Below are 25,828 nucleotides of genomic sequence, written 5' to 3'. Positions count from 1 at the left end.
TCTCTGCACCACTCATCGGCCCGATGGACGTACGGGCCGACCTCCACTGGACCTAATGGCTCCAGAGCAGCCGATGGAAGAGACTGCTCTCCGAGCCACCGGCGGGTGAGCCCTTCGTAGACCAGGGCCGTGGAGCCCTAAGTCTAGATCGGGCCCCCGCCGGGCGGTGAGGAGCCGACCACTGGTGGGATGTCGTGCCACAAGAGCACTGATCCATTAGGACGCCGCGCACTCCTTCAGGCTCGAGACCGTCGAGAGGGAAGGGAGTGCACATGATGTTCGTCGGGATCGACTGGTCCGAGCGTCACCACGACGTCTGCGTGATGGACGCTGAGGGCCGCACGCTCGCCGGCATCCGGGTGCCCGAAGGAACTCAGGGCCTCGCTCAGCTCCATGGGGTGATCGCCGAACACGCTGAAGAGCCAGATGAGGTGATCGTGGGCATCGAGACCGACAGAGGGCTCCTGGTGGGGGCTCTGGTCGGGGCCGGATACGCGGTCTACGCGATCAACCCGCTCTCGGTGGATCGCTATCGTGACCGTCACTCCACCTCAGGGGCCAAGTCCGATCCAGGCGATGCCAAGGTGCTGGCCGACATCGTGCGGACCGATCGGCACAACCTGCGCCCGATCGCAGGTGATTCGGAGCTCTCCGAAGAGATCAAGCTCATCGCGCGGATCCACCAGAGCTTCGTGTGGGAACGCCGTCGTCACGTGAACCGGCTGCGGAGCGCGCTGCGTGAGTTCTATCCGCAGGCGCTCGAGGCCTTCGGCACCGATCTTGCCTCCTCAGATGCGCTTGCGGTCCTGAGGATCGCCCCAACCCCGGCGCTCGGCAAGACGCTGTCGCGTTCCAAGATCTCCAGTGCCTTGGCCAGGGGAGGGCGCCAGCGCAACCTGGCCGCACGCGCGGAGAAGATCCAGGGAGCCCTCCGATCCGAGCAGCTCCACGCACCCGCACGCATCGAGCATGCCTTCGGGGTGATCGTGAGCTCCCTCGTCGGTCTCATCGAAGGACTCAACACCCAGATCGATGATCTGGGTAGCGAGCTGGAACGGTCTTTTGAGATGCACCCGGACGCCGAGGTTCTGCGCAGTCTTCCCGGACTCGGCATCGTGCTCGGCGCCCGGGTGCTGGGCGAGTTCGGAGATGATCCGACCCGCTACGGCGATGCTAGGGCACGGCGGAACTACGCGGGGACCTCACCCATCACGAGGGCATCCGGCTCTCGCCGCGTCGTGCTTGCCCGCTTCGCTCGCAACACCCGGCTGTTCGATGCCTGCCACATGTGGGCCTTCACCGCCCTCACGAAGTCCGAAGGCGCACGTCGCTGCTACGACGCCCAACGTGGGAAGGGCAAGACCCATCACCAGGCGCTACGTGTCGTGGCCAACCGACTCGTCGGCATCCTCCACGGATGCCTCGCCCCGGCCTCGATCCCGGCGGTTGTCTGAGCCGCGAAGGGCTCGACGAGGGGGAGGAAACGCGGAAGGTCGATCGGCACGATGCGGGCTTCGAGCTTGGCGGCGCGCAGATAGATGAAGCGCGCCTGCCCGACCGCGATCCCGGTGGTCTGCTCGACCGACCAGGCGTAGAGCGCGAGCTGGAGCTCCTTCGCGCCGTTGACCTTGCCCGTCTTCCAGTCGTCGACGATCAGCTCGCCGTCACCGCTGATGAGCAGGCGATCCAGGTAGGCGTTCGTCGCCTCGCCCGCCTCGGTGACGGCGCGGACGTTCACCTCGATGCCGTCGTCGCGGTACTGCTGCACGCCCGCGATCTCGTCGGCGTGCACGACCTCCTGGGCACGGATCAACATCGAGGCGGCGGGTGGCCCGTCCACCACTCGAAGCCCTCGCCCGGTACGCCAGCGGCGTCCTTGCGCCCGCCCCACACGATCGCTTCGGGGCCACCCTCAGCGTCCTCGCAGCGCCGCGTGAACTCCTCGAGGTAGAAGATCCAGAGGTTGGAGGCAGGGGTGATCTCCTCGTGCCACCAGCCCTCGCGATACGCGGCCTCGATTGCCGTGTGGATCGCGCCGCCGCCGATCAGCGCGCCCTTCGGCATCTGCGGGACGGCATCCCGGTACTTGAGCTCGTATGCCCGGCCGCAGTCGGCGTACTGGCTGATCTGTGTCCAGCTCAGCGGCCGGCGCTCGGGCTCGGGGAGCTCGGGCTCTGCGCGGTGGGATCCCGGCACGGGCATCGGCTCGACGCTCACGGCAGCCCCATCTCTCGCGGGTGTTCGGCGAGAAACGCGAGCAACACGGCGCCCTCGGCACTCGGCACGACGCCCGAGCCGCCGCAGTCGCGACACGCGGGGGGAGCGACCCAACGGCCGTCGACGTGGTCCTTGTAGCCGGGCCCGCCCTCGCCGCCTCCGCCGCACGTCGCGCAGACCTCTTCCCACGGGCGGATCGGCTCACGGCGCTCGATGCTGGCGCGCTCGGCGTGGCTCGCGGCGGAGGCGCGGTCGCTCACAGGTAGCCCTCGCTGACCTTGATCGTGTCGATCCGCTCGGCCCACTCGATGAAGGCGTCGTCCTCGGTCCACTGCGCCTCGGCGAGCGACTCCTGGTAGTCGAACTCATCCGCGTACTCGAGGTCGCGGTCGTACATCAGTCACCACTCCGACCGGCAAGAAGGGTGCTGAGGATGTGCCGCGCCGAACAGGGAATGCACCATTCAGTTGGAGGGCGTCCTCCGTCCTCAACCGGATCCGTGCACTCGGGGTTGAGATAGTGATCGCTGACCGGCTCGCACTGGCGCTGAGCTAGGCGCGTTGTCAGCTCGAACAATGCCGTCTCCGACGACTCGGCTCTGTTCGCCAGGTCAACGAGTTCGCGACCGATCGTGCCGTGCACCTGGTGTGCGACCGTTCCGGGGTGGCCCGCGATCGTGATGGAGATGCGCGAGTCCCCGAGAGTGGGCACGGCCACGAAGCGGAGGCTCACGACTCACCCCGCAGACGCGCGAGCAGCCGGTAGGCGTCACACGTCGCGCACTCGCAACCCTCGCCCGCACCTTCGATTCCGCCGTGCGCGCGATCGACCTCGAGCAGTCGCTCGATCACGCGGGTCTGTTCGTCGCGGGTGTCGAGGAGGGTGAGAGTGATCGCGTCCGGCACCCGGTTCAGCGCGTACTCGTCGCCTCGGCATTGAGCGCGGATCACGTCCGCGTCCTCGTTCGTGACGAGCCGCGTCGCGTCGACCGCCATCACAGAACGCCCGCTCTGATGTCGTCGTAGTGCCGGTCCCCAGCCTCGAACGCAGCGTCCTCACGGGCGTGCTCGAAGCACGGGACGTGGACGAACCCCCACCCGTCGGTGATGCAGCCGCACGGCTCGTCGGTCGCGTGGCGCGTCGACTTGTCGGGCAGATCCACCAGGGCCGAGTGTCCGGAGTCACAGCGCATCCAGAGCTGGTCGATCCCGAGGAAGGAGCGCTCCATGCGCGCCGCCGTGATCCGGCCCTCGCACCAGCACCGCCCCTCGTTCCGATACTTCGCTGCGATCTGATCGCGGACCCGCAGGGCGAACTCACTCTCGGTGTCCGGTCGGTGGTTCAGGTCGGTATCCATGTGGCCGGTGCCTCCTATCTGCCGCCGGATCAGGCGGCGTCGGTGCGCTGGTCCTGCTCGCGGATCGCCTTCAGGTGCTGGTAGATCGCCTGGGGGGAGAGGTGGAGCAATCCCGCGATCTCTCGGGGCGTGAGGTCCTCGCGGTGGAGGGCCCGAATGGCTCGCCGCCGGAGCGTGTCGCCCTGTGAAGTGGTCCGCTGTCCCATCAGACGGGGACAGTAGACCCGCCCTTCGGCTCTTGTCAAGCGAGGACGGGGAGGCTACCCTTTCCCGCAGGTCAGAGGCCCCATAAAGGGGGCTCACGGGTAAGGGGATAGGGGCTGAAAGGCATGGCACAGCGGGCTGAGGTGCCCGAACCGCCCGAGAAGCGGCCACCTGAGGAGAGGCCACCTGACGCCGCCGTGCTGGGGTGGCAGGTGTTCCGTCGCCGGACGGGTCGGTTCCCGAAGATGGGACAGCGCGATCTAGCCGAGCGCTGCAAGGAGCTGGGGGACAGCGGGGGGAAGAACACCGTCTCGGCGATCGAACGCTCGCGCCTGTGGGTTCACGATCCCCGCACGCCGCTGCACAACCCCACGCTGTCGACTATCGAGGTTGTGGCTCGCGCACTGGAGTGCTCGTCGCGCGACTTGCTAACTTGGGACCCGAGCCTTACGCGGGTGTAGCTCAATGGTAGAGCCCCAGCCTTCCAAGCTGGTTACGCGGGTTCGATTCCCGTCACCCGCTCGATGCGAGTCGCGTTCCGCCTCCTCGATGTGTTCTGCGACCGGCCGTTCGCGGGGAACCAGCTGTGCGTCGTCCCCGATCCCGGTCGGCTCGACGATGCCGCGATGCAGACGATCGCGCTCGAGATCGGGTTCTCCGAGACGACGTTCGTGACCGGTATCCAGGGCGATCGCTTCCGGATGCGCATCTTCACTCCCGACGAGGAGCTCCCGTTCGCGGGCCATCCCACCCTCGGGACGAGCTACCTGCTCATTGCGGAGGGACGCGTGGGCGCGGGCGGCGCAGTCGGCGACCCGGACCCGCCGGAGATCACCGCGCAGGTCGCGGCCGGCGACTTCCCCGTCGTCGTGGACATCGACGGGCACGCAGCACGGATGCGGCAGCTGCCGGCGCTGTTCGATCCGCCGGTGACCGATCGCGCGGTGGTGGCTCGGGCGAGCTCGCTCGCGGAGGACGATCTCGATCCGGCGCTCCCGGTGCGTGTCGTGTCGACCGGGCTACGTCCGGTGATCGTTCCCGTCCGCGATCTCGAGACCCTTCGCCGCGCGGAACGCGACGGGCGAGCGGTGCGCGAGGCGTGCGCGCAGGTCGGCGGTGACGCGCTCTACCTGTTCGCGGTCGAAGGCGACGGGGCGGTGACCGCCCGCATGTTCGATCCAGGGGTCGGTATCGGCGAGGATCCCGCGACGGGATCGGCCGCGGGGCCGCTCGGTGCCTACCTCGCCGAGCACTCGGTAGCGGGGATGCCCGGCAGGGTGCGCATCTCGCAGGGAGCACAGGTGCGGCGGCCGAGCGAGCTGTTCGTCGACGCCGCGCGCGAGAACGAGGCGTGGACCGTCCATGTCGGCGGCGGGGTCCGCATCGTCGGTGACGGCGGGTTCGACCTGGAGGGATCGTGACGGACGACGACACTCCGTCCGCCGGGACGAGCCCGCGGGTCGCCGCCGCGGAGCGACGGGAGCGGATCGTCGAAACGGCGATGCGCCACTTCGCCGAACACGGGTACCGAGACACCCACGTCGACGCGATCGCAGCGGAGGTCGGCGTCGCGAAGGGAACCGTGTTCGTGGGGTTCGGATCGAAGGAGGGGCTGTTCCTCGCCGCGTACCAACGCGCCGTTTCACTGCTGCCCGCGTGGCTCGACGCCCCTCAGGACGTCCTCGACGCCGGGTTCTGGTCGACGCTCGAGTGGTGGTTCGATCGGACGGAGGAGTACACGCTCGAGGACCCCGTCCCGAACCGGGTGGCGATGCTCGGCCGGTACGACACCGGCTTCGGGCTCCGGCGACCGATCAACCGCTTCATGCGCAGCGAGGACCCGTACGGAACGCTCGAGTTCATCGAGTTCGGGATCGGCCGCGGGGAGATCCGTGGGGACGTGGACGTCGAGACGGTCGCGTCGATGCTCGACTGGGTGGCCGAGCGGTTCCAGGACGCCCTCGTTGCCGAGGAGCTCGACCCCGGGTTGATCCACCGCAAGCCCTACCGTCCCGAGCGCCGCGAGGCCCGGATCCGGGAGGTCACCGAGCTGCTGCGCACCGGTATCGGCGGCTCCGGGACCTAGGACGTGTCTCCTTATCGTGCCTTTCGGCAGCGTTCAGTGCTCAGCGCACCGCCTTCTTCACGAGCGCGACGATCTTCGTCTCTTCGGCGGCGGTCAGCTCCTTCAGCGCGAAGGAGGTCGGCCACATGGCGCCCTTGTCGAGGCTGGCCTCGTCGCTGAAGCCGATCGTCGCGTACCGTGCGTTGAACTTCTGCGCGGCCTGGAAGAAGCAGACGACCTTGCCGTCCTTGGCATACGCGGGCATCCCGTACCAGGTCTTCGGCCAGAGGTCTGGCGCGGACGCGGAGATGATCGCGTGGAGCCGCTTGGCGATGGCGCCATCCTTTCCCTTCATCCCGGCGATCGCCGCGAGCAGGTCCTTCTCTCCGGCCGCCCTGTTCTTGTTCGCGCGCTCTTCCGCCTTCAGCTCCTGAGCACGGGCCTTCATCGCCGCCCGCTCCTCGGCGGTGAATCCGCCGGACGTGCTCGCGGTGGTGCGCTTGCTCTGTGCGGTCTTCTTTGCGAGTTTCTTCTCAGCCATCTCGACATCATGCCACGTCGCGCCGAAGGGGCTATCGGCGCATCGTCTGCCGCGGCGGCCTCGTCCTCGCAGCTGTGCTGCTCTTGCTCACCGACGTAGGAGACACGTCCTAGGAGTCTCGAGGCGCTGCGCCCGGTAGGCTCGTGGGGACGGGGCGTAGCGCAGCCTGGCTAGCGCGCGTGCTTTGGGAGCACGAGGTCGCGGGTTCGAGTCCCGCCGCCCCGACCGGGACGAAGCGGCCGCATCCACCTGCGTGTCTGACACCGTCCGTACAGTGGCGAGCATGCGTATCGTCTCCCGTCACGCCGATCTGCCCGTCGCCGAGGTCCGCCGGATGCTCGAGGGCCTGCCCGACTGCCCGGGGTACCGGGTCGTGGTCAAGCCGTTCCGCTACCGGACCTCGCCCCACCTCTCGGCCTTGACCGATTTCGATGCCCGCGAGATCGTCCTGCAGGTCCCCGAGCCGTTCCTGCCCTTCGGCGAGGTCGTCCCCTACGGGGCGATGCGGCGCGAGGGTCGTGGCATCCGGTTCATCTGGCTGACCGAGGGGGTGACGTTCCGCACCCCCCGGCAGGTGCTGCGGTTCCTCTATTGCCATGAGTGGATGCACTGGTTCCTGAAGGAACGGCTCGGCCGCAAGAGCTCGGCCGAGACCACGTGCGACCGGTTCGCACTGTGGAACTACCTGCGGCGTATCGTCACCGAGGACGACGCACTGGCCGCGCTCAAACGCAACCGGGGCCCGGCGCGCACTTCCGGGCGCACCGCGGCGCGCGGGCGCACCACGCGGCGCGGCTGACCGCCGCTGCGACCCGGGGTCACGGCCGGGGCAGGCCCGAGCCCACGGCACGGGCTCGGTCCCGCGTAGGATTCGCGGCATGACCGATGCGACGATCACCACCGCGATCCGCGCCGGCCGGCTGCTCGATGTCGAGGCCGGCGAGGTGCGCACCGATCAGCTCGTGCTGCTCGCCTCGGACCGGATCCACGAGGTGCGCCCGTGGACCGACGCGGATCCCGACCTGCCGGCGGGTATCGAGGTCCTCGACCTCTCGGGCCACACGGTGTCTCCGGGCTTGATCGACCTGCACGCGCACCTCGTCGGACAGACCGAGGTCGAGACCGGCGCGAACTACGCCGCCCTCGTGATGCGCAGCGGCGCCCAGGAGGCGATGAACGGAGTCCGCAACGCGCGGAACACCCTCGAGGCGGGGTTCACGACGGTCCGCGACGTCGGCACGTTCCGAGCGTTCGTCGATGTGGCGTTGCGCGACGGCATCGAGGCGGGCTGGACCCCCGGGCCGCGGATGCTGTGCGCCGGGGCCTACCTCACCTGCTCCCAGGGAGGGGGCGACGTGACCGGGCTCGCGGCCGACGTCGACGCGGTGGTTCCACGGGATCTCCGATTCGGCGTGGCGAACTCCGTGGACGAGGTGCGCACGCGCGTGCGCGAGATCCTGCACTTCCATGCCGATTTCATCAAGGTGATCGCCACGGGCGCGGTGATGACACAGGGAACGAACCCCGGCACCCCCGAGTTCACCGAGGACCAGCTGCGCGTCGCCGTCGAGACGGCCGCCGAGCACGGTACGTTCGTCGCCGCCCATGCGCATGGCGCCGAGGGGATCAAGCAGGCGGTGCGCGCGGGGGTCCGTTCGATCGAGCACGGATCGCTGATGGATGACGAGGCGATCGCGATGATGCGCGACCACGGGACCTACCTCGTCGCCGACATCTACTGCGGCGACTACATCGACGAGATGGGCCGCGAACACGGCTGGCCGGTCGAGACGCTGCGCAAGAACACCGAGACGACCCAGGCGCAGCGCGATGGGTTCGCCAAAGCGGTGGAGCTCGGCGTGAGATGCGGCTTCGGCACCGACTCCGGCATCTATCCCCACGGATGGAACGCGAAGCAGCTCGCGTACATGGTCCGATTCGGGATGACGCCGATGCAGGCGATCCGGTCCGCGACGATCGTGGCCGCCGAGTGCATGGACTGGTCCGACCGCGTGGGCTCGATCGCGCCCGGGAAGTTCGCGGACCTCGTCGCGGTGGCCGGCGACGGCCTCGCCGACATCGGCGCGTTCGAAGACGTCGCCCTCGTGATCAAAGGCGGCGAGATCGTCAAGGACACCCGGGCCGACGACGAGAGGTAGGAACGGCCCGCGACCCTCAGGTCGCCGCGTTCGCCGGGGCGTCCTCGTCGGCGGTCGCGATCGCGGCCGCCGACGCCCGCACCGATGTGGTCCCGATCGCGCTGCGCAGCAGCGTCGCGAATTGCTCGATCCGCACGTCGGTTCGGTTCGGCACTCCGCGGCGATGGAACAGTCCCGGATCGAGCTCCTCGGTGACGAGGGCGTCCTGGAACCGTTCGGCGAGCCAGTCGAGCATCGACACGACCATGTCGAGATCGACGTCGCGGCGCACCTCCTCGCGTCCGATCCCGTACTCGACGAAGTCGAGCGTTCCGTACGGATCCTCCGACACGAGGAACCGGTTGATCTCACGTTTGAGCTGGAGGTCGGTGCCGTAATTGCCGATCAACAGCACCCGGTTGGGGACCCAGTCGTCCTGGATCAGGTGCTCGGTGCGCTTGAGCCAGTACAGCACCGTGCTGAAGAAGCCCTCCTCGAGCACCGACTCCGGAGCGTCGAGCCAGGCGGGCATCGCGAACACGGCCTTCTTGTACGCCTCGAAGAACAGACCGGACTTGCTGCCGAAGTGCTGGAAGATCGAGCCCTTCGCGATACCGAGCTCGCTCGCGATGTCCTCGACCCGCGCCCCTTGATATCCGTGCTCGGCGAAGTTGCGCATCGCGGCGTCCACGATCCGCTCGCGTTTGGCCTCCGAGCGCGCCGTCGACTTGTGTGACTTCAGGTCAGGCATCATCGCTCCGATCCATCGTTCCCGGGTCCGAACAGGAAGGGGATCGCCCTCCCCGGTCTGACTTGCGGTCAGAGTACGAGGCTCGGACGGGATCGCGCAACCTCTTCGCCCCGGGTCGGAGAACCCGGGGTCAGTCAGCCCCTCGGTCGGGCTCGGACGTCGTCAGCGGGTCGCGGCCGGGAACGCGTGACTCGCGCCTCCCGTGCGCGAGCCGGACGATCACCTCGTCGTGCAGGCGCCCGTTCGACGTCAGCACGCTGCCGCCGTGACGCAGGACGTCGCCCTCGAGCGTGCTCATCCGCCCACCCGCCTCCTTCACGACGACCTGGAGGGCGGCCCAATCCCACGTGGCGAGTGAGGGTTGCAGCATCACGTCGGCCGAGCCGCGCGCCACGAGCATGTGCCCCCAGAAGTCGCCGAACCCCCTCGCGCGACGCGCCGTGCGCACGATGTCCCCGAAGCCGGCGGCGTACTCGCCGTCGACCCAGTCCGCCGCATCGTTGAACACGACGAACGCGCGATCAATCCGGTCGGCACGCGAGGGATGGATCTGACGGTTGTTGAGCATGGCGCCCTCACCGCGAACGGCCTGGTAGCGCTCCCCGAGGGCCGGGGCGCTGACGACCCCGAGCAAGGGTTCTCCGTCGATCTCGAGGCAGATCAGGGTTGCCCAGACCTGGACGCCGTCGGCGTAGTTCTTGGTCCCGTCGATCGGGTCGAGGATCCACCGCCGGCTGCCCTCGCCGTCGAGACCGTCCTCCTCCCCGAGCACGGCGTCGGTGGGGAACCGGTCCTCGATCGCGCCTCGGAGGAGGCGCTCCACGCGCACGTCCGCCTCGGTCACCGGGGAGGAATCGGGCTTCTCCCGCACGTGGAGGTCGGTCCGGAAATACTCCATCGAGAGGGCGTCGGCCCGGTCGGCGAGCTCGAGCGCGAAGGACAGTTCGGCTTCCAGCACGCGGGGAGGCTACCAACGCGACCCCGGGTCAGCGGCCCGCCTTGAGCCCGCATACTGGGGAGTGCTTGCATAGGCGGCCGGAGGTGACCGACGGTCGCCCCGGTGGACCGACGGCAACCCGGTGCGGGCCGGCGAGCCGTCGCAGGCCGCGACGGGAGGGGACGCTCGTGGACAGGTCGCTCCGCAACAGGCGCTTCGGCGGTCGCTTCGGCGTCGTCACCGCGCTGGTGCTCGCAGCCATGGTCACCGCGCTCCCCATGGCGGCGCTCGCGCAGGAGGACGGGGCCAGCCCGGCGGGTACCTCGGCCGCCCCCGATGACGAGATCGTCTTCCGGGTCGGAACCCTGACGAACCTCGACAGCCCCAGCGTCTTCACGGCCGGTGGGTGCGGCTGTTACGAGATGCTGTTCCTGACCTACGACATGCTGTTCAACTTCGATCCGGTCACGCTCGAGCCCGGTGACCTCGGGCTCGCGACCGACTACGAGGTCCGCGACGGCGGGCGAACGTGGGAGATCACGATCCGCGACGGCGTCCGCTGGAGCGACGGAGAGCCGCTGACGGCCGCGGATCTGGCGTTCACCTATTCGTTCATCGTCGAGCAGGACATCAACCTCTACAAGGCCTACCTCGGAGCGGTGCGCGGCGTCGAGCCGCCGACGTTCGAGGCGCCCGACGACACGACCTTGATCTGGCGCGCATCCGAACCTACCCGAGCCCCGCTCACGCCGCCGTGGATCCCGATCCTGCCCGAACACATCTACGGAGACATGACGCTGGAGGAGGCGCGTTCGTTCGAGAACGTCCCCGCGGTCGGCAGCGGGCCGTTCGTTCTCACCGAGTGGGAGAGCGACCAGTTCTGGACGGTGGAGCGCAACGAGCAGTACTGGGGGACGACCCCGACGATCGACCGGGTGGAGTTCCGCGTGTACTCGAACGAAGAGGCGATGGTCACCGCGCTGAAGTCCGGCGAGATCGACATCGCCGACGGTCTGAACCCGAACCTGTGGCGGTCCCTCGAGGGGGACGAGAACATCACGATCCACGAGGGAACCGCCGGGTACTTCACGAACTTCGCCTTCAACTTCGGTGGCCAGAGTGAGAAGGCCGACCCGAATCCCGCGCTCGAGGACGCCGACGTGCGTCTGGCGATCGCGCACGCGATCGACCGACAGGTCCTCGTCGACAACGTCCTGCTGGGGACCGGGACCGTGGGCACCTCGGTGACGCTGCCCCTGTCGCCGTACCACTGGGACCCGGAGCCGGGGGAGGAGATCGGATTCGACCCCGCCGAGGCGCAGCGGCTGCTGGATACCGCCGGGTACGACGACACCGACGGTGACGGGATCCGCGAGATGCCCGACGGCGAGCCCTTCGAACTGGACACCTTCGTTCAGTCGTCGGACCCGGCCGCAGTGAAGTCGCTGCGGCTGATCGCCGGCTGGCTCGAAGACGTCGGGGTCCTCGTGAACGTGGACGTGGTCGGTGGCGGCGAGGCCGGCACGAGGTGGGGCAACGGCGACTTCGATGCCTACGTCTGGGGGTGGGGTCCCGAGCCGGATCCCGACTTCATCCTGTCGGTGTTCACCACCGACATGTGCGGGGTCTGGAGCGACGGGTGCTACTCGGATCCGGCGTTCGACCGGATGTATGAGGAGCAGCGCGTAGAGACCGACGTGGAGGCGCGTAAGCAGATGACCCTGGATATGCAGCGATACCTGTACGAGGACAACGCGGAGCTCGTCCTCTACTACTACAACCAGCTGCAGGCCTACCGGAACGATCGGTTCGAGGGGTACGTGCCCGCTCCACAGCCCGAGGGCTTCCTGGTGATGGGCTGGGGTCCGTACTCCTACATCAACCTGAAGCCGGTCGAGGGCGCGTCGACGGCATCGACCGGTTCGAGCGGCGTGTCGGGCGCGGTGTGGATCGCGGTGGTCGCCGGCGCCCTCGTGATCGCGGGGGCGGTGCTCGTGCTGCGACGCCGCGGGAACGCCGACGACCGCGAGTAGCGAGCGGGCAACGCTCCGGCGGCGCTGAGGCGGATGGGGGTCCGTCGCTACCTCGTCCGCAAGTGCCTCGGGCTGCTCGGGACGCTCGTGTTCGCGCTCGTGCTCAACTTCTTCCTGTTCCGCGTGATGCCCGGCGACCCGGTGCGGCTGCTCGCGCGCCAGCAGGAGCTCAGCCTCGAGGAGCAGCAGGAGCAGATCGAGCTCTTCGGGCTGGATGAGCCGCTCGGCCAGCAGTTCGTGACCTACGTCGGCGCGACGCTGCGCGGCGACTTCGGGATCTCGGCCCGGACCCAACGGCCCGTCTGGGACATCATCGGCGAGCGGGTCATGCCGACCCTGTTGCTCGTGGGACTGTCGACGATCTTCTCGATGGTGTTCGGCCTGTGGATCGGGATCCGCGGCGCGTGGCGGCGGGGGAGCGGCTTCGACAAGGTCACCCACATCGGTTCGCTCGCCCTGTACTCCACCCCGGAGGGTGTCCTCGCGATCGCGTTCATCCTCGTGTTCTCCGGCTGGCTCGGCTGGTTCCCGGCGGCGGGGTACTCCTCACCCGGGCTCACGGGGATGGCGTATGTGATCGACGTGCTCAATCATCTGGTGCTCCCGGTGCTCACGTTGGGGCTGGGCTACATCGGTTCCTACTCGGTCGTGATGCGCGAGTCGCTGCTTGAGACGATGGGCGAGGACTACGTCGGCACCGCTCGCGCCAAGGGACTGAACGAATCGCAGGTCCGCCGCAAGCACGCCGTTCCCAACGCGCTCCTCCCGACGATGACCCTCGTCCTGTACAGCTTCGGGTACGTGATCGGAGGAGCGGTGGTGACCGAGTACATCTTCAGCTTCCCCGGTCTCGGCAGGCTGACGGCCGAGGCGATCGGCCAGCAGGACTTCCCGCTGCTGCAGGCGTTGTTCCTGCTGCTCACGGTGTCGGTGCTCGTGTTCAACCTGATCGCCGACGTCCTCTACGGCTACCTCGACCCGCGGGTCCGGGAGGGCTGAGGGATCCGCATGCGCACGCCTGCGACCGAACCCGACGCCACCGGATCGGCTCGCGTCGACGTGTCGGGTCGGCGCCTCGCATGGCAACGACGGCGACGGTCGCTCGGCGACGTGTGGCGCGTGTTCCGCCACAGTCCGATGGGGGTGACGGGCCTCGTCACGTTGCTCGTGTTCGTGGTGATCGCGGTCGCGGCGCCCCTGCTCGCCGACCCGTCGAGCATCGATCCCACCGAGACGATCACGACGAACCCCTTGAACGCCGCACCTTCGTCGGAGTTCTGGCTCGGTACCGACGACGTCGGCCGGCCGGTCGTCTCGCTGCTGATCTGGGGAGCGCGGATCTCGCTGCTCGTGGGACTGACCGCGACGGTGGGCACGATGCTGATCGGTTCGATCGTCGGGCTCGCCGGGGGGTTCGCGGGCGGCAGGCTCGACGGGGTGCTCAACGCGTTGACGAACTGGTTCCTCGTGATCCCCTGGATCGCGCTGGCCGCGGTGATGGCGACGATCCTGGGTGCCTCGGTCGCCAACATCATCCTCGTGATCGCCGTGACGTCGTGGGCGGGCACCGCACGGCTCGTTCGCGCCCAGACCTTGACCGTCCGCGAACGCCCCTACGTCGAGCGCGCCCGTGCCCTCGGGGCGGGGAGCTGGCACCTGGTGACCCGGCACGTGTTCCCGAACGTGTTCCCTGTGATCTTCGCCAACACGATCTTGACCGTCGCGCTCGCGATCCTGTCCGAGACCACGCTGTCGCTGTTGGGGTTGGGGGACCCGCGCAGCGTCTCGTGGGGGCAGACGATCGGCGAGGCGTTCGACGCGGGCGCGCTCACGGCCGGCCAGTGGTGGTGGCTGCTCCCGCCGGGTGTGTGCGTGATGCTCGTGTGTCTCGCGTTCACGATGTGCGGCTACGCGCTCGACGAGATCGTCAACCCCAAGCTCCGACGTCGCTGAGGCCGCTAGAGCGGGTTGCTCCACGCCCGTTCGCCGGCGGCATCCTGGATCACGACGCGCGCGAACGCGACCGGCTGCTCGAACTCCAAGCGGGCCGCGGTCACGAGCCCGTCGGGGGTCGTCTCCAGTGCCCGGCCGTACCAGACGCGCGGACGCGGGGAGCCCCACACGCCCGCGCCGAGCTCATAGCTCGTGTGCAGGAGCACGGCGCGCGCCGGACTGCACCGCACCTCGACCCCTGTCTCGGTGCGAACGGCGTCGAGGATCGTCGGTCCTGTGGAGCCGTACGTGGCCCCGGTTCGGAGCGCCTCCAGCACCGCGGCGGGCGTGCGCTCGGCGGCGCGGACCCAGGTCCACGCGCGATCGAGGTCGAACCCCGGGTAGTGCGCGTCGTCGGTCCACAGCCCGAACGTCGGACCGCCTTCTTCGAGGGACTCGTCCCACAGGGCGCTCGCGTCGCCGCGATCGGCGTCGGACTGTGAGCTTGCGTTGAAGTGCTCAAGCCCCGCGAGGCCCTCCGATGCGACCACCAGGTCGTGGCGCACGCCGCTCCAGTACGGATGCGCCAGGTAGGCGACGCCCCCGTTCTCGTTCGCCCACCGGGCGCCGGTGGACATGTCCGGGAAGGAGTTGTTCGAACGCACGGCCGGGTCGTCGAGCAGCTGGTCGATCCCGTACACGAGGAGGTCGCAGTAGCGCTCGTCGCCGGGCAGATCGGCGTTCAGCTCGGCGCCGGTGATCGTGAGGACGCGGTCGGTCCCGGGATGCTTCGTGATGTGCCAGTGGTCGGTGATCGCGACCACGTCGTATCCCGCCCACTCGTAGTGGGCGATCAGTGCGTCCGGGGTGAGTTCCCCGTCGGAGTTCGTCGAGTGGCAATGCAGTTGCGCGCGCAGCCACTCGCCTTCGAGCTGGAACGGATTCGTGATCATCGAGGGCTCCCCGGGCGGCCGAGCCGAGCGTACCGGCGAGCGCAGGTCACCTCAATCACGCGGGCTCACGCGAGGCTCAACGTCAGGACCGCGATCCCGGCCACGATCGCCCCCGCGGCGACCAGACGGCGCCGGACGTCGACCTCGCCGAGCACGCGCGCGCCCAGCGCCACCGCGACCACGATGCTCAGCTCTCTGGCCGGTGCGACGAAGCTCACGGGAGCGAACGACAGAGCGGTCAGGACGAGCATGTACGCGAGGGTGGAGATGATCGCGACCCTCACGACCGCGCCGCGGTAAGCGCGGCAGACCATGCGAACCTCCGCGCGCCGCCGCGCGGCGAACGGGGTCAGCACGGCCGTGAGCATCACCACCGTCAAGGGGTACTGCACGACGGGCGGCATGCCGAGCGCCGTGACCGCGTACCGATCCGACAGCGTGTACGAGGCGATCGCGCCGCCGGTCAGCAGTCCCCACTCCGCCCCGGTGGCGAGCTCGCCGCGCCGCAACGCGTGGCCGGTTCCGGTGAGTGCGAACACCCCGCCCACCGCCAGGAGGATGCCGCCCACCGAGAGCACATCCGCCTGCTCGCCCAGGAACAGGAGTCCGGCCGTGGCCGCCAGCAACGCACCCGTCCCTCGTGCGATCGGATAGACGACCGAGAGATCGCCGTCGCGGTAGCCGCGTTGCAGCGCGAGGAAGTACACCGCGTGCAACGAGCCGGAGACCGCGACGAACGCGAGCTGCCGCCCGCCGATCGTCGGTCGCTCCACGGCGTAGGCGATCACCGCCACCGGGAGGAAGACGATCGCGCTCGTCGCCGAGACGCACCACACGAACGGCAGTCCAGACGGAACGCGCTTGGCAAGCAGGTTCCAGACGGCGTGAAGGACGGCGGAGACGGCCAGCAGGGCGAGCGCGGCCGCGATCCGACCGGGGCTCATCCGGTGCGCAGCCTCGAGAGCACCTCGTCGTGGAGCGAGTCGTTCGTCGACACCATGCTCTGTTCCTCGCCACCGGGCCTGCCGACGGCCGACAGCGCGCCGCCGTCGAGTCGGGTGCAGCGCCCGCCCGCCTCCTCGAGGATCGGTACGAGCGCCGCGTAGTCCCAGATCGACAGCGCCGGCTCCACCATCACGTCCACTGCGCCGCGCGCGACGAGGCAGTGCCCCCAGAAGTCCCCGAACGCACGCGTCCGCCTGCAGGCGCGCACGAGCTCGAGGAACGCATCTGCCAGAGGCGAGGCCAGGAGCTCGTCGAGCTCGGTCAGACACAGGAACGCCTGGTCGAGGGACGTCACGGCCTCGCGCACCCGTATCGGCTCGCCGTTGCAGTGTGCCCCCGCGCCGCGGACGGCCCAGTACCGCTCGCCGAGTGCCGCCGCCGAGGCCACACCGAGTTCGAAGCGGTCGCCGATCTGCAGACCGATCAGCGTGGCCCACACGGGGATCGCCTCGGCGAAGTTCTTCGTGCCGTCGATCGGATCAAGGATCCAGGTGCGCTCGGCCTCGCCGGTCGAGCCGCCCTGCTCCTCACCGAGGATCGCGTCGCCGGGGAACCGCGCTGCGATCACCTCGCGCACCATCGCCTCGATCGCGAGGTCGGCCTCGGTCACCGGTGTCGCGTCGGGCTTGTGGCGTACCTCGAACGTGCCGCCGTAGAAGCCGAGGGCGATCTCGCCGGCACGATCGGCCAGCTCGTGCGCGAGGGCGAGCTCCTGCTCCAGCACGGGCGCACGATACACCGGCGCCGCCCGGTCGCCCGTGCGCGGGTCGGCTAGGCTGTTCGTCCCATGCAGACGACCGTCGAGAACACCGATCCGCACAAGGTCAAGCTCACCGTCGAGATCTCGTCCGACCAGGTGGAGCAGGATCTGGACAAGGCGTACTCCCGCATCGCGCAGCAGGTGAAGATCCCCGGGTTCCGCAAGGGGAAGGTTCCGAAGCAGATCATCGATGCGCAGATCGGGCGCGACACGGTGATCGAGGACTTCGTGAACGAGTCGTTGCCTTCCTACTACCGCGAGGCGGTCCGCGAGGAGGATCTCGCGCCGATCACCGAGCCCGACATCGACCTCGCGCAGCTCGAGGACGGCAAGCCCCTGATCTTCACGGCCGAGATGGAGGTGCGTCCGCGGCTCGAGCTCGAGGACTACGAGGGGATCGAGGTCACCCGCCCGCCCGCCGAACCCACCGACGACGAGGTCGATCAGATGCTGCAGAGCGTCCGCGATCGCTTCGCTGAGCTCGAGACCGTCGAGCGGCCCGCGATCGACGGCGACTTCGTGGTCGCCGACGTGCACGCGGAGGTCGACGGCGAGGAACTGGCCGAGGGAACGCGGCCCGACTACCTCTACTCGGTCGGTTCCGGCGAGTTCGGTCCCTCGATGGACAGCGAGCTGCTCGGGAAGAAGCCGGGCGACATCATCACCTTCGACCAGGAGCTCGGGCCGGGCGCGGGGGAGCGCGCCGGGGGAACCGCCTCGTTCCGCGTGCTCGTGAAAGAGGTGAAGGGCAAGAAGCTCCCCGAGCTCGACGACGAGCTGGCCAAGACCGCGAGCGAGTTCGACACGCTCGACGAGTTCCGCGGGAGCCTGCGCGAGTCGATCGAACAGAACAAGGAACGGCAGGCGCAGGCTGTGGTGCGCGACCGCGTGCTCCAAGAGCTGATCGACCGCGTCGAGGTCGACCTTCCCGACACGTTGATCGACGAGGAGACCCAGCAGCGGGTCGACGGGGCACGCGAACGCGCCGAACGCTCCGGGATGACGCTGGACCAGGTTCTGGAGGCGCAGGGCTGGGATGAGGAGCGACTGCGCTCCGACGCCCGCGATCACGCGATCCGCGCGATCAAGGCCGACCTGATCCTCGAGTCGATCGCGCGCTCGGAAGACCTGGAGGTGTCGGCCGAGGAGCTCGGCACCGAGATCTCGATGCTCGCCGCACAGGTGGGACAAGAGCCGAAGCAGGTCGCGCAAACGTTGGAGCGCAGCGGTCAGATCGTGTCTCTGGCCAGTGATATCATCCGTTCCAAGGCGCTCGACATGCTGGTCGACAAGGCCAAGGTCGAGTCCGAGAGCGCTCCTTCCGAGGTCAACGACGGCGACGCGGCCGCCGATACCTCTAGCGACAGCGACCCTGATCGAGCATCCGAACCGAAACCGGAGGCGAATCCGTGACCGACATCCAGAACTATCTCGTCCCCGTCGTCGTCGAGCAGACCAGCCGGGGCGAGCGGTCCTTCGACATCTACTCGCGCCTGTTGAAAGAGCGCATCGTGTTCCTGGGAACGCCGATCGACGACGCCGTCGGCAACCTGATCATGGCGCAGCTGCTGCACCTCGAGTCCGAAGAGCCGGACAAGGACATCAACCTGTACATCAACTCACCGGGCGGTGACATCACCTCCTTGTTCGCGATCTACGACACGATGAAGTACATCAAGCCCGACGTCTCGACGATCGTGATGGGCCAGGCCGCGTCGGCCGCCGCCGTCGTGCTGCTCGCGGGTGCGAAGGGCAAGCGCTACGCGCTGCCGCATTCCCGCGTGCTGTTGCACCAGCCGCACGGTGGTGCGCAGGGACAGGCCGTCGACATCGAGATCCAGGCCAAGGAGATCCTCCGCTATCGTCGCCTGCTCGACGAGCTGATCGCCCAGCACACGGGCCAGGCGCTCGAGAAGGTCGGCAAGGACACCGACCGCGACTTCATCCTCACTGCCGAACAGGCCAAGGAGTACGGGGTCATCGACGAGATCATCCAGGCGCGCGGGCTCACGCCGGAGCTTGCTGCGGCGTCCGTCTAGGTCGGAGTAGACTGTAGGAATGGAGCCGCGGTTCCGGCGCGCGGCGTGGCAGAGAGGCAGATCCAGGGGGCATGGCCAAGTTCGGTGACTCCGACCTGTTGAAGTGCAGCTTCTGCGGCAAGTCGCAGAAGCAGGTCAAGAAGTTGATCGCCGGCCCCGGCGTCTACGTCTGCGACGAGTGCATCGATCTGTGCAACGAGATCATCGAGGAAGAGCTCAACGAAGGTTCCGAGCTCAAGCTCGAAGAGCTCCCGAAGCCGCACGAGATCTACTCCTTCCTCGACGACTACATCATCGGACAGGATCAGGCGAAGAAGGTCCTGTCGGTCGCGGTCTACAACCACTACAAGCGGATCCAGGTCGGTGCGAAAGACGCCGAGGTCGAGCTCCAGAAGTCCAACATCATGATCCTCGGCCCCACGGGCTGCGGGAAGACGCTTTTGGCGCAGACCCTCGCACGCATGCTCAACGTCCCCTTCGCGATCGCCGACGCGACGGCGCTCACCGAGGCCGGGTACGTGGGCGAGGATGTCGAGAACATCCTGCTGAAGCTGATCCAGGCGGCCGACTACGACGTGAAGAAGGCCGAGACGGGCATCATCTACATCGACGAGATCGACAAGATCGCCCGCAAGAGCGAGAACCCGTCGATCACGCGTGACGTCTCCGGTGAGGGCGTGCAGCAGGCTCTGCTGAAGATCCTCGAGGGCACCACCGCCTCGGTACCGCCGCAGGGCGGGCGCAAGCATCCACACCAGGAGTTCATCCAGATCGACACGACGAACGTCCTGTTCATCTGCGGCGGGGCGTTCGCCGGGCTCGACAAGATCATCGAGAGCCGTATCGGCAGCCGCGGCGTCGGGTTCGGCGCCGACGTGCGCCGCGCCGACGAGAAAGACCTGGGCGAGGTGCTCGGCAAGGTGCTGCCCGAGGACCTGTTGAAGTACGGCTTGATCCCCGAGTTCGTCGGACGCCTTCCGGTGCTCACGAACGTGGACCAGCTCGACAAGGGCGCGCTCGTGCAGATCCTCACCGAGCCGAAGAACGCGCTCGTGAAGCAGTACCACAAGTTCTTCGAGTTCGATGGCGTCGAGCTCGAGTTCACCGACGACTCGCTCGACGCGATCGCCGACCAGGCGATCCTGCGCGGCACCGGTGCACGCGGCCTCCGCGCGATCATGGAGGAGGTCCTGCTGAACGTGATGTACGACCTTCCCTCGCGTCAAGACGTCAACAAGTGTGTCGTCGACCGCGACGTCGTCCTCAGCGGCGTCAACCCCACGCTGGTTCCGGTCAAGGAGACCCGCCAGCGTCGCGAACGCACGGCCTAACCTCGCTCGATGGAGCGACTCGGCCGGTTCTGCGCCCGGCATCGGGTGCTCGTCCTCGTCCTGTGGATCCTGGTAGCCGGTGCCGTCGTCGCGGTCGTCGCGCAGGTCGGTGCGAAGACCAACGACGACCTCACGCTTCCGGGTACCGATAGCCAGCGGGCGTTCGACCTGCTCGCGGAGAACTTCTCGCCCCAGCAGAACGGCACGAGCCCGATCGTGTTCCACTCCGCCTCCGGGAAGGTGACCTCCGGCCCGAACGAGGCGGCGATCCGCGAGGCGTACCGCTCGATCCAGCCGGCGCCGCACGTCCACGAGACGACGAGTCCGTTCGCGGAGCTCGGACAGGCCCAGGTCTCCGACGACGAGCGCACCGCATATATCAACGTCCTGATGGGTGTCTACGGCTCCGACCTCACCGTGGAGCTCGCCGAGGGGGTGCTGGCCCGAGCCCAGGCGGCGGCGCGGGGCACGGGCATGCAGGTCGCCGCGGGTGGACCGATCGGCGGCACGCTGTCCTCTCCCGAGACCGGCAGCAGCGACCTGATCGGGATCGTCGCGGCGATGCTGATCCTGTCACTCGTCTTCGGCTCGCTGGTCGCGATGGGCATGCCGATCCTGACCGCTCTGTTCGGCCTGACGGTCGCGCTCGGGACGATCGGCTTGCTCGGACATCTCGTCGACGTGCCTTCGGTCGCGCCGACCTTGGCCACGATGATCGGGCTTGGCGTCGGGATCGACTACGCACTGTTCATGGTGAACCGCCATCGGATGCAGCTCACCGACGGGATCGAGCTCGTGGAGTCGGTCGCCCGCACCGACGGTCGATCGGGGACCGCGGTCGTGTTCGCGGGCGGCACCGTGGTGATCGCCCTCGTCTCCCTGCTCGTCGGTGGCATCCCGCTGATCACGCGGCTCGGGTTCGCGTCGGCGATCGCTGTGGTGACCGCGATCCTCGCGGCGATCACCCTGCTTCCGGCCCTGCTCGCGATCACCGGGCGGCACGTGTTCTCGCTGCGGATCCCCGCGTTCCTGCGCCCGAAGGACAAGCCGGAGGACGATCGCGCGTTCAGCCGCTGGGCGCACACGATCGCGCGCCACCCCGTGATCGCGGTCCTCGGTTCGGTGGCGCTCCTGGTACCGCTCGCGGTTCCGGTGTTCTCGCTGCGGCTCGGACAGGAGGACATCGCCTCGACCCCGAAGATCACGACCGAGCGCCAGGCCTACGACATGATCTCGGCCGCGTTCGGTCCGGGCTACAACGGCCCGCTGCTGATCGCGACACAGCTGGGAACCCCCGCCGAACCCAGCGAGCGGTACCGGAGCCGTAAGCACGAGGCGCTCGGCCTGCAGCGGCTGCTCGAACGGCAGCAGGTGCACGGCGAGAAGGTGCAGGCCAAGCTAGAGCGGCAGGGTGATGCTCTGCTCGAGCGCAAGGACGCGCTCGAGGCTGCGGGCGCCCGCCTCGACGTCCGCAAGCAGGCACTCGAAGCCGAAGCCGCAGTCCTCGCGGGCGAGAGGGACGAACTCGAGCGACGCGGCGCGGGCCTGCAGGCAGAGATCGCGAACCTCGAGGCTCGGGCGATCGCCCTCGCACAACAGGCGGCCGGGTACCTCGAGCGGTTGGCGGTCGTGGCCGCCCTGATCGACCGGGTCGAGGAGAAGCTCCAGCACGTTACCGACCCGGATCGACGTGCCAGGCTCGAGCGACGCCTCGCGAAGCTCCAACAGATCGCCTCCCGGCTCGAAGGGAACCTCGAGCGTCTGGAGCCGCGTGCCGAGCGGATTGCCGCGCGCGGGGTTCGTCTGTTCGAACGTGCCGAACGACTCGAGGCCGAGAAGGACCGGCTCGAGTCCCGGGCCGCGGTGCTCGAGCGGCAGGGAGCGGCCCTGGAGGCACAGGGCGAGCTGTTGCTCGAGCAAGAGGCGGAGCTCGAGCGCGACGGGAAGGCCTTCGACCGGCGCAAGGCGAAGAAGACCGCGACGCTGAAGGCGCTCCAGCGTGAAGCCACGGACGAAGAGGCGCGTGCGAAGCAGCTGAAGCGAGAGCTGACGAACGAGCTCACCGCGGCAGCCGGCGACCCGAAGGCGACCGACCCGCGGCTCGTGCGCCTGCAACACGCCTTCGAGGACACGCCGGGGGTCGAGGTCGTCTCGCCCCCGTTCCTGAACTCCGACGACGACGTCGCGATCACCAGCGTCGTGCCGACACACGCGCCGTCGGACGAGGCGACGGCGGGGCTCGTGGTCCGGATGCGCGGACACGTGATCCCGGACGCGATCTCGGGAACGGACGTGCAGGCATCCGTCGGCGGGTCCACCGCCTCGAACGTCGACCTCGCGGACGAGATCTCCGCGAAGCTCCCGCTCGTGATCCTCGTGGTGATCGGGTTGAGCTTCTTCGTGCTGCTGCTCGCGTTCCACTCGTTCGCGATCCCCGTGCAGGCGGCGGTGGTGAACCTGCTCTGTGTCGCGGCCGCGTTCGGCGTGCTCACCGCCACGTTCCAGTGGGGATGGGGGACCGCCCTGATCGGGATCGACGCGCCCACCGCCCAGGTCCCGGTGGCGAGCTTCGTTCCGCTGATGATGTTCACGGTGTTGTTCGGCCTGTCGATGGATTACCAGGTGTTCCTGGTCTCGGTCGTCCAGGAGGAGCATGAGCGAGGCCTCGATACCCGCGAGGCGGTGATCCGCGGGCTCGGCCGCGCCGGACCGGTGATCGCGGCCGCGGCCGCGATCATGATCTCGGTGTTCGGCAGCTTCATCCTCAACGGCGATCCGATCGTGAAGCAGTTCGGCGTCGGGCTGGCCGTCGCGGTGTTCCTTGCGGGAACGATGATGCTCGTTCTCGCGCCCGCGTTGCTGGTGTTGATGGGCAGGGCCACCTGGTGGATGCCGCGGTGGCTCGCGTGGCTGCCGCGGATCAACTTCGAGGGGAAGCGCACGGCCCCCGAGGCCCCCGAGGCCCCCGAACCATCCCGTATATTCCGCCCATGAGCGCAGCCGTGCCGGACAAGCCGAGCGTCGACGGGCTCGAGCAGACCTGGGGTGAGCGGTGGGAGGCCGAGGGCACCTACCGCTTCGACCGGACCAAGCCCCGCGAAGAGATCTTCGCGATCGACACCCCCCCGCCGACGGTGAGCGGGTCGCTGCACGTCGGACACGTGTTCAGCTACACGCACACCGACGTGGTCGCTCGCTACCGGCGGATGTCGGGCAAGGAGGTCTTCTACCCGATGGGGTGGGACGACAACGGCCTGCCCACCGAGCGGAGGGTGCAGAACTACTTCGGCGTGTTGTGCGACCCGTCCGTCGCCTCCGATCCCGCGTTCGACGCCGCGACCTTCGAGCCCGTCACGGCGCCGAAGGGGGAGCGCCTGCAGCCCGTGTCGCTGTCGCGAGGCGACTTCATCGAGCTGTGCGATCGGCTGACCGCCGAGGACGAGCGGGCCTTCGAGGAGCTGTTCCGGCGGCTGTCGCTGTCGGTCGACTGGTCGATGACCTATACGACGATCGGGGATGCCGCCCGCCGTGCCTCGCAACGGGGCTTCCTGCGGCTGCTCGCCGAGGGCCACGCGTACACGGCCGAGGCGCCGACGATGTGGGATGTCGACTTCAAGACCGCGGTGGCCCAGGCGGAGATCGAGGACCGGGAACAGGACGGTCTCTACCACCGGATCGCGTTCGAACGCGAGGACGGCGAGGACTCGGTGGAGATCGAGACCTCCCGTCCCGAGCTGATCCCCGCATGCGTGGCGCTCGTGGTGCATCCGGGCGACGCGCGGTACGAGAAGCTCGTCGGCTCTCGGGTGTTCACGCCGCTGTTCGGCGCCGCCGTGCCGGTGCTCGCCCACGAGCTCGCCGACCCCGAGAAGGGAACGGGGGTGGCGATGATCTGCACCTTCGGAGACGTCACCGACGTGCTCTGGTGGAAGGAGCTGGGGCTCCCGGCGAAGGTCGTGATGCAGAAGGACGGCTCGATCGCCCCGCCCCGATGGGGCCGCGAGGGCTGGGACTCGCGCGACGTCGCCGCGGCGACCGCGGCACAGGAAGAGATCGCCGGGATGTATGCGAAGAAGGCCCGGCGACGGATCACCGAGATGCTCGCCGAGTCGGGGGCGCTGCTGGGCGAGCCGGAGCAGGTACGCCACGTCGTGAAGTTCTACGAGAGGGGCGACCGGCCCCTCGAGGTGATCACGAGCCGCCAGTGGTTCGTCTCGACGCTCGCGTTGCGCGACCGGCTGCTCGAGCGGGGACGCGAGCTGACCTGGCACCCGCCGCACATGCGGGGGCGCTACGAGTCCTGGGTCGAGGGGCTCAACGCGGACTGGGCCGTCAGCCGACAGCGGTTCTTCGGGGTGCCGCTGCCCGTTTGGTACCCGCTCGACGACCAGGGCATCGCCGATCACGACCGGCCGATCATGCCCGACGAGGCGCGCCTGCCGATCGATCCGCTCACCGACGTCCCGGAGGGGTTCACGGGCGGGCAGCGTGACGTCCCGGGCGGGTTCACGGGCGACCCCGACGTGATGGACACGTGGGCGACGTCCTCGCTCACACCCCAGATCGCCGCCCGCTGGGAAGACGACCCCGACCTGTTCTCCCGCCTGTTCCCGATGGATCTGCGTCCGCAGAGCCACGAGATCATCCGCACGTGGCTGTTCTACACGGTCCTGCGCGCCGAGCTCGAGCACGGGTCGCTCCCGTGGACCGACACCGCCATCTCCGGGTGGGTGCTGGATCCCGACCGCAAGAAGATGTCGAAGTCGAAGGGGAACGTCGTCACGCCGCTCGGTCTGCTGGAGCAACACGGCGCCGACGCGGTGCGCTACTGGGCCGCGAGCGCCCGCTTGGGTGTGGACACCGCCTTCGACGAGCAGCAGATGAAGGTCGGTCGCCGCCTCGCTATCAAGGCGCTCAACGTTTCGCGGTTCGTCCTGCAGATGGAGGCGGCGCCCGGTGCGGTGACCGAGTCGCTCGACCGCTCGATGCTGCGCACGCTCGCGACCGTCGCCGCCGACGCGACGGCGGCGTTCGAGAACTACGACCACGCGCGGGCGCTCGAGATCACCGAGCGGTTCTTCTGGGACTTCTGTGACGACTACGTCGAGCTCGTGAAGAGCCGCGCGTACGGAGTGAAGGGTGAGGCGGCCGCCGGCTCGGCGATCGAGGCATTGCGCACCGCGCTGTCCATCCTGCTGCGTCTGCTGGCGCCGTTCCTCCCGTACGTGACCGAGGAGGTCTGGTCATGGTGGCAGGAAGGCTCCGTGCATCGCGCCGGCTGGCCCGCTCCCGAGGAGTTCGCGGCGACCGCCGACGCCGACCCGGGGGTGTTCGCCGTGGCGGCCGATGTGCTCAGCGCCGTGCGCAAGCACAAGGCGACCGAGAAGGTCTCGCTCCGCGCTCCGGTCGAGCGGGCCCGGGTCCGCGACACGGCCGAGCGGCTGGCTCTGCTCGCTCCCGCGCTCGGCGACGTGCGGGAAGCCGGACACATCGCCGAGGTCGAGTTCGACGAAGATGGCGCGTTCGCCGTCGAGACCCAGCTCGCCTCGCAGGACGCCTGAGGAG

At 68.6% G+C, this 25,828-nt stretch carries 27 protein-coding genes and 2 tRNA genes; 16 read left to right on the top strand and 13 right to left on the bottom strand.

Features of this window, described 5'->3' with window-relative positions:
- The first annotated feature begins 272 nt into the window (after positions 1-272).
- Entirely contained in the window at positions 273-1,454 is a 1,182-nt protein-coding gene (locus WEF05_00855; GenBank protein MEX1100447.1) for an IS110 family transposase, read from the top strand.
- Here WEF05_00855 and WEF05_00850 read toward each other — a convergent pair.
- The 7 genes from WEF05_00850 to WEF05_00820 all read right to left on the bottom strand — a co-directional run bounded on the left by WEF05_00850 (position 1,367) and on the right by WEF05_00820 (position 3,780).
- Positions 1,367-1,840 (bottom strand): PD-(D/E)XK nuclease family protein, encoded by a 474-nt coding sequence (locus tag WEF05_00850; protein ID MEX1100446.1) that lies wholly within the window; start codon positions 1,838-1,840, stop codon positions 1,367-1,369. The two genes, WEF05_00855 and WEF05_00850, sit on opposite strands and share 88 nt — an antisense overlap.
- Positions 1,810-2,217: a PD-(D/E)XK nuclease family protein gene (locus tag WEF05_00845; GenBank protein ID MEX1100445.1), complete on the bottom strand. Its 408-nt coding sequence runs from the start codon at positions 2,215-2,217 to the stop codon at positions 1,810-1,812. Before WEF05_00845 ends, WEF05_00850 begins: the two co-directional genes overlap by 31 nt.
- Positions 2,214-2,477 carry a hypothetical protein gene (locus WEF05_00840; GenBank protein MEX1100444.1) on the bottom strand — a complete coding sequence of 88 codons (264 nt, stop codon included), beginning with the start codon at positions 2,475-2,477 and terminating at the stop codon, positions 2,214-2,216. Before WEF05_00840 ends, WEF05_00845 begins: the two co-directional genes overlap by 4 nt.
- The gene (locus WEF05_00835; GenBank protein MEX1100443.1) at positions 2,474-2,614 is read right to left on the bottom strand and encodes a hypothetical protein; all 141 of its coding nucleotides are present in this window, start codon (positions 2,612-2,614) and stop codon (positions 2,474-2,476) included. Before WEF05_00835 ends, WEF05_00840 begins: the two co-directional genes overlap by 4 nt.
- Positions 2,615-2,945: 331 nt before the next feature.
- Positions 2,946-3,212 carry a hypothetical protein gene (locus tag WEF05_00830; GenBank protein ID MEX1100442.1) on the bottom strand — a complete coding sequence of 89 codons (267 nt, stop codon included), beginning with the start codon at positions 3,210-3,212 and terminating at the stop codon, positions 2,946-2,948.
- Entirely contained in the window at positions 3,212-3,574 is a 363-nt protein-coding gene (locus WEF05_00825; protein MEX1100441.1) for a hypothetical protein, read from the bottom strand. Before WEF05_00825 ends, WEF05_00830 begins: the two co-directional genes overlap by 1 nt.
- A 29-nt stretch (positions 3,575-3,603) precedes the next feature.
- Positions 3,604-3,780 carry an ArsR family transcriptional regulator gene (locus tag WEF05_00820; protein MEX1100440.1) on the bottom strand — a complete coding sequence of 59 codons (177 nt, stop codon included), beginning with the start codon at positions 3,778-3,780 and terminating at the stop codon, positions 3,604-3,606.
- A 123-nt stretch (positions 3,781-3,903) separates the two neighbouring features.
- On the opposite strand from WEF05_00820, the gene WEF05_00815 reads away from it, so the two are divergent.
- The 4 genes from WEF05_00815 to WEF05_00800 all read left to right on the top strand — a co-directional run bounded on the left by WEF05_00815 (position 3,904) and on the right by WEF05_00800 (position 5,864).
- The gene (locus WEF05_00815) at positions 3,904-4,239 is read left to right on the top strand and encodes a hypothetical protein (protein ID MEX1100439.1); all 336 of its coding nucleotides are present in this window, start codon (positions 3,904-3,906) and stop codon (positions 4,237-4,239) included.
- A tRNA-Gly gene (locus WEF05_00810) sits at positions 4,230-4,300 on the top strand. The genes WEF05_00815 and WEF05_00810 overlap by 10 nt, the downstream gene beginning before the upstream one ends.
- Before the next feature lie 2 nt (positions 4,301-4,302).
- Complete coding sequence (locus WEF05_00805) at positions 4,303-5,199, top strand: PhzF family phenazine biosynthesis protein (protein ID MEX1100438.1); 897 nt, start codon at positions 4,303-4,305, stop codon at positions 5,197-5,199.
- A complete protein-coding gene (locus tag WEF05_00800) occupies positions 5,196-5,864 on the top strand; it encodes a TetR/AcrR family transcriptional regulator (GenBank protein MEX1100437.1) in 669 nt (222 codons plus the stop codon). The genes WEF05_00805 and WEF05_00800 overlap by 4 nt, the downstream gene beginning before the upstream one ends.
- Before the next feature lie 40 nt (positions 5,865-5,904).
- Here the strand turns inward: WEF05_00800 and WEF05_00795 are convergent, their stop codons facing one another.
- Positions 5,905-6,384: a hypothetical protein gene (locus tag WEF05_00795; GenBank protein MEX1100436.1), complete on the bottom strand. Its 480-nt coding sequence runs from the start codon at positions 6,382-6,384 to the stop codon at positions 5,905-5,907.
- Between the two features lie 150 nt (positions 6,385-6,534).
- Here WEF05_00795 and WEF05_00790 point away from each other — a divergent pair.
- The 3 genes from WEF05_00790 (at position 6,535) to WEF05_00780 (ending at position 8,543) form a co-directional block, all read left to right on the top strand.
- A tRNA-Pro gene (locus WEF05_00790) sits at positions 6,535-6,609 on the top strand.
- Between the two features lie 58 nt (positions 6,610-6,667).
- A complete protein-coding gene (locus WEF05_00785) occupies positions 6,668-7,183 on the top strand; it encodes a hypothetical protein (protein MEX1100435.1) in 516 nt (171 codons plus the stop codon).
- Between the two features lie 79 nt (positions 7,184-7,262).
- On the top strand, positions 7,263-8,543 hold the full coding sequence (locus WEF05_00780; protein ID MEX1100434.1) for an amidohydrolase family protein: 1,281 nt from the start codon (positions 7,263-7,265) through the stop codon (positions 8,541-8,543).
- 16 nt (positions 8,544-8,559) lie between these two features.
- Here the strand turns inward: WEF05_00780 and WEF05_00775 are convergent, their stop codons facing one another.
- Positions 8,560-9,273 carry a TetR/AcrR family transcriptional regulator gene (locus WEF05_00775; GenBank protein ID MEX1100433.1) on the bottom strand — a complete coding sequence of 238 codons (714 nt, stop codon included), beginning with the start codon at positions 9,271-9,273 and terminating at the stop codon, positions 8,560-8,562.
- Positions 9,274-9,403: 130 nt separating this feature from the next.
- Complete coding sequence (locus WEF05_00770; GenBank protein MEX1100432.1) at positions 9,404-10,231, bottom strand: inositol monophosphatase family protein; 828 nt, start codon at positions 10,229-10,231, stop codon at positions 9,404-9,406.
- Positions 10,232-10,398: 167 nt separating this feature from the next.
- Here WEF05_00770 and WEF05_00765 point away from each other — a divergent pair, with 167 nt between their 5' ends.
- The 3 genes from WEF05_00765 to WEF05_00755 are packed head-to-tail and all read left to right on the top strand — an operon-like array spanning position 10,399 to position 14,196.
- Complete coding sequence (locus WEF05_00765; GenBank protein MEX1100431.1) at positions 10,399-12,243, top strand: ABC transporter substrate-binding protein; 1,845 nt, start codon at positions 10,399-10,401, stop codon at positions 12,241-12,243.
- Positions 12,244-12,276: 33 nt separating this feature from the next.
- Positions 12,277-13,242, top strand: a complete 966-nt coding sequence (locus WEF05_00760) for an ABC transporter permease (protein ID MEX1100430.1) — start codon at positions 12,277-12,279, stop codon at positions 13,240-13,242.
- A gap of 9 nt (positions 13,243-13,251) precedes the next feature.
- Positions 13,252-14,196: an ABC transporter permease gene (locus WEF05_00755; protein MEX1100429.1), complete on the top strand. Its 945-nt coding sequence runs from the start codon at positions 13,252-13,254 to the stop codon at positions 14,194-14,196.
- 5 nt (positions 14,197-14,201) lie between these two features.
- Here the strand turns inward: WEF05_00755 and WEF05_00750 are convergent, their stop codons facing one another.
- From WEF05_00750 to WEF05_00740, 3 genes are all read right to left on the bottom strand, one after another.
- A complete protein-coding gene (locus WEF05_00750) occupies positions 14,202-15,128 on the bottom strand; it encodes a CehA/McbA family metallohydrolase (GenBank protein MEX1100428.1) in 927 nt (308 codons plus the stop codon).
- A 65-nt stretch (positions 15,129-15,193) separates the two neighbouring features.
- The gene (locus tag WEF05_00745) at positions 15,194-16,072 is read right to left on the bottom strand and encodes an EamA family transporter (GenBank protein MEX1100427.1); all 879 of its coding nucleotides are present in this window, start codon (positions 16,070-16,072) and stop codon (positions 15,194-15,196) included.
- Positions 16,069-16,857: an inositol monophosphatase family protein gene (locus tag WEF05_00740; GenBank protein MEX1100426.1), complete on the bottom strand. Its 789-nt coding sequence runs from the start codon at positions 16,855-16,857 to the stop codon at positions 16,069-16,071. The genes WEF05_00745 and WEF05_00740 overlap by 4 nt, the downstream gene beginning before the upstream one ends.
- Positions 16,858-16,920: 63 nt before the next feature.
- On the opposite strand from WEF05_00740, the gene tig reads away from it, so the two are divergent.
- From tig to valS, 5 genes are all read left to right on the top strand, one after another.
- Positions 16,921-18,306 carry a trigger factor gene (gene tig, locus WEF05_00735; protein ID MEX1100425.1) on the top strand — a complete coding sequence of 462 codons (1,386 nt, stop codon included), beginning with the start codon at positions 16,921-16,923 and terminating at the stop codon, positions 18,304-18,306.
- Positions 18,303-18,932 (top strand): ATP-dependent Clp protease proteolytic subunit, encoded by a 630-nt coding sequence (locus tag WEF05_00730; GenBank protein MEX1100424.1) that lies wholly within the window; start codon positions 18,303-18,305, stop codon positions 18,930-18,932. Before tig ends, WEF05_00730 begins: the two co-directional genes overlap by 4 nt.
- 71 nt (positions 18,933-19,003) lie before the next feature.
- Positions 19,004-20,263 carry an ATP-dependent Clp protease ATP-binding subunit ClpX gene (gene clpX, locus WEF05_00725; GenBank protein MEX1100423.1) on the top strand — a complete coding sequence of 420 codons (1,260 nt, stop codon included), beginning with the start codon at positions 19,004-19,006 and terminating at the stop codon, positions 20,261-20,263.
- 9 nt (positions 20,264-20,272) lie between these two features.
- Entirely contained in the window at positions 20,273-23,257 is a 2,985-nt protein-coding gene (locus tag WEF05_00720) for an MMPL family transporter (GenBank protein MEX1100422.1), read from the top strand.
- Positions 23,254-25,824 (top strand): valine--tRNA ligase, encoded by a 2,571-nt coding sequence (valS, locus tag WEF05_00715; GenBank protein MEX1100421.1) that lies wholly within the window; start codon positions 23,254-23,256, stop codon positions 25,822-25,824. Before WEF05_00720 ends, valS begins: the two co-directional genes overlap by 4 nt.
- Positions 25,825-25,828 lie beyond the last annotated feature (4 nt).

The sequence above is a fragment of the Actinomycetota bacterium genome (genome assembly GCA_040881665.1).
GTDB lineage: Bacteria > Actinomycetota > UBA4738 > UBA4738 > HRBIN12 > JBBDWR01.
Note: the sequence above shows the minus strand (reverse complement) of the source record. Positions and strands in the feature narration are given on the sequence as shown.

Coding starts and splice junctions, on each gene's coding strand:
- WEF05_00825 (MEX1100441.1), bottom strand. CDS start 3,574: ATGGATACCGACCTGAACCACCGACCGGACACCGAGAGTGAGTTCGCC.
- WEF05_00830 (MEX1100442.1), bottom strand. CDS start 3,212: ATGGCGGTCGACGCGACGCGGCTCGTCACGAACGAGGACGCGGACGTG.
- WEF05_00795 (MEX1100436.1), bottom strand. CDS start 6,384: ATGGCTGAGAAGAAACTCGCAAAGAAGACCGCACAGAGCAAGCGCACC.
- WEF05_00780 (MEX1100434.1), top strand. CDS start 7,263: ATGACCGATGCGACGATCACCACCGCGATCCGCGCCGGCCGGCTGCTC.
- clpX (MEX1100423.1), top strand. CDS start 19,004: ATGGCCAAGTTCGGTGACTCCGACCTGTTGAAGTGCAGCTTCTGCGGC.
- WEF05_00785 (MEX1100435.1), top strand. CDS start 6,668: ATGCGTATCGTCTCCCGTCACGCCGATCTGCCCGTCGCCGAGGTCCGC.
- WEF05_00815 (MEX1100439.1), top strand. CDS start 3,904: ATGGCACAGCGGGCTGAGGTGCCCGAACCGCCCGAGAAGCGGCCACCT.
- WEF05_00745 (MEX1100427.1), bottom strand. CDS start 16,072: ATGAGCCCCGGTCGGATCGCGGCCGCGCTCGCCCTGCTGGCCGTCTCC.
- WEF05_00760 (MEX1100430.1), top strand. CDS start 12,277: ATGGGGGTCCGTCGCTACCTCGTCCGCAAGTGCCTCGGGCTGCTCGGG.
- WEF05_00855 (MEX1100447.1), top strand. CDS start 273: ATGATGTTCGTCGGGATCGACTGGTCCGAGCGTCACCACGACGTCTGC.
- WEF05_00775 (MEX1100433.1), bottom strand. CDS start 9,273: ATGCCTGACCTGAAGTCACACAAGTCGACGGCGCGCTCGGAGGCCAAA.
- tig (MEX1100425.1), top strand. CDS start 16,921: ATGCAGACGACCGTCGAGAACACCGATCCGCACAAGGTCAAGCTCACC.
- WEF05_00755 (MEX1100429.1), top strand. CDS start 13,252: ATGCGCACGCCTGCGACCGAACCCGACGCCACCGGATCGGCTCGCGTC.
- WEF05_00750 (MEX1100428.1), bottom strand. CDS start 15,128: ATGATCACGAATCCGTTCCAGCTCGAAGGCGAGTGGCTGCGCGCGCAA.
- WEF05_00835 (MEX1100443.1), bottom strand. CDS start 2,614: ATGTACGACCGCGACCTCGAGTACGCGGATGAGTTCGACTACCAGGAG.
- WEF05_00820 (MEX1100440.1), bottom strand. CDS start 3,780: ATGGGACAGCGGACCACTTCACAGGGCGACACGCTCCGGCGGCGAGCC.
- valS (MEX1100421.1), top strand. CDS start 23,254: ATGAGCGCAGCCGTGCCGGACAAGCCGAGCGTCGACGGGCTCGAGCAG.
- WEF05_00720 (MEX1100422.1), top strand. CDS start 20,273: ATGGAGCGACTCGGCCGGTTCTGCGCCCGGCATCGGGTGCTCGTCCTC.
- WEF05_00805 (MEX1100438.1), top strand. CDS start 4,303: ATGCGAGTCGCGTTCCGCCTCCTCGATGTGTTCTGCGACCGGCCGTTC.